The 2,208-nt window shown below is 41.7% G+C and carries 1 pseudogene; it reads right to left on the minus strand.

From position 1 onward, the window contains the following. Window positions 1–2,208, minus strand: a pseudogene (locus tag N4270_RS17010) (hypothetical protein); the annotation flags it as partial.

A 2,208-nucleotide genomic window follows, 5' to 3' on the forward strand; every position in this document is an offset into this window, starting at 1 on the left:
ATAAAATCACTCACCGCAACAACCTCTGGTAATGGGTTAACGATAAGCGTGAAGTCTACCACTGTAAAACAACCGGTAATATCATTAGTCACACGTACATAAATCACCTGTGGTGTGCTTGTATTGGTATACATTGTTGGATCTGCTATAGCATTAATCCCATCAATAGCATCATCCTGATCTTCATGATAACTTGGCGTGACACCTGTCTCTCCATTTAAAAGCAGGACCTCATTGGTGGTTAAATCAAAGACCTCTTCCATATCACCTGGATTGATATCATCACAAAGTATAAGCTCTGGTAATACCGTAGTTGGTGTAGGATTTGGTAATACGCGTATGGTTAAAGTAACCTGGTCTGTACAACCCGTATCAGTATCGGTCACTACAGCATACAGCGTTTGTGGGTTTGCTGGTGCTCCTCCTATAGAAGTATTGGTATAGGCCTGCGCATCTACAGCATTGGTTTGTCCGCTGGCATCTGCCTGAGTTTCATAGTAACTCACACTCCAGCTTGCCTCACCTGCTGTAATCTCATTATCCTTTTGCGTTAAATCAAAAACTGTAATCTCATCCGCCAGCTCATCATCACATAATTCTAACGGACTTGGTTGAACGGCTACTGGTGGTAACTCGACACGAATCTCAAATTGACCTGTATCGACACAACCATTAGTATCACTTGATAAGTGCACATAAATCGTTTGTGGGTTACTGGTATTGGTATAGTTCCCCACATTAGCTATAGGGTTATTTCCTGTTGCTGCATCGGCCTGTGTTACGTGATAGCTTAAAGTAACATCACTTTGAGTTCCTAATATCTCAGCATCTTTGGTGGTTAAATCAAACTGAGCAATGCCATCGGCATTGGTATCACAAATTACATACTCTTCTATATCTACAGGAACCTCTGGTGAAGGTAATACGCGAATCGTTAAGGTTTCTGATGCATTATAACATCCCGTAACGGTATTGGTAAGACGAATATAAATCGTTTGCTGGTTGATTACAATGTTGGTGTACGGACTTAAAAGTGCATTATCACCTGTCTCTGCATCTTCCTGCGTTTCATGGTAGGTCACAGCAGTATCTAATTCACCACCTATAATCTCCAGCGTGCGTGTTTCTAAATCAAAACTCTCAAAACCATCATTATCCAAATCACAAACCTCTAAATCTGTTGGAGGGGTTGGTGATGGTATTGGGTTTACTCGTAGTAAAATCGTTGCTGTAGTGCTTACAAAACAGCCAGTCACATCATTGGTTGCTCGTACAAAAATAGTTTGTGGGTTTACGATATTGGTATACGGACTTGATATGGGATTTACGCCTGCATCAGCATCGGCCTGTGTCTCATAGTAAGTCAGACTGATTCCGGTTTGTCCGTTGAGAATCTCATCCGTGGCAGCTTCCAATGTAAAGGCTTCCATCTCATCGCCTGGATTATTATCATCACATAACGCCAGTGGTGCTGGTTGCACCAAAACAGGAAGTGCATTTACAATCAGCTCCATGGTGGTAAGCTTATAACAAGCTGTTGCTGGATCTAAATCCTCCACACGAATCCAAATGGTTTGATTAAAAGCCGTAGTATTGGTGTAGTTGGCTGGGTTGACAATCGCATTACTTGGTGTATCAGCATTTAGCTCAGTCTCATAATAAGTCACTGTGTATTGCGTAGGATCTGCTAAATTCTGTAAAATCTCACCTTCCTTACTCGTTAGATCAAACTGACCAAAACCATCTGCAGATAAATCATCACATATCTCTAAAGCCGTTGGTGCTGCTCCCAGTTGCGGTGTTGGATTAACGATTAATACTAATTCTACCAGTGTCGCACAGTTGGTCGCTATGGTAGAGCTCTCTACACGAACATAAACCGTTTGCTGGTCTTCTACAATATTGTTATAAGGACTCGCTAAGGCGTTCACATTATTATCGGCATCGGCCATAGTCTCATGGTAACTTACCGTTAAACTTGGGTCGCCTCCAGTAATCTCTATATCCTTACTGGTTAAATCAAAAACTCCAAATCCATCACTGTCTGGATCACAATAGGTAAGTGGTGTTGGTGTATTGGCTATTGGTGCCTGCTCTACAACTAATTCTAAAGTCGTAGTATCATAACATCCCGTGTTGATATCCTGAACACGTACAATGACGATTTGGCCATTAGAGGTATTAGTATACGGAATTGGTAATGGGTTT

Source organism: Psychroserpens sp. SPM9 (assembly GCF_025153525.1).
Classification (GTDB): domain Bacteria; phylum Bacteroidota; class Bacteroidia; order Flavobacteriales; family Flavobacteriaceae; genus Psychroserpens.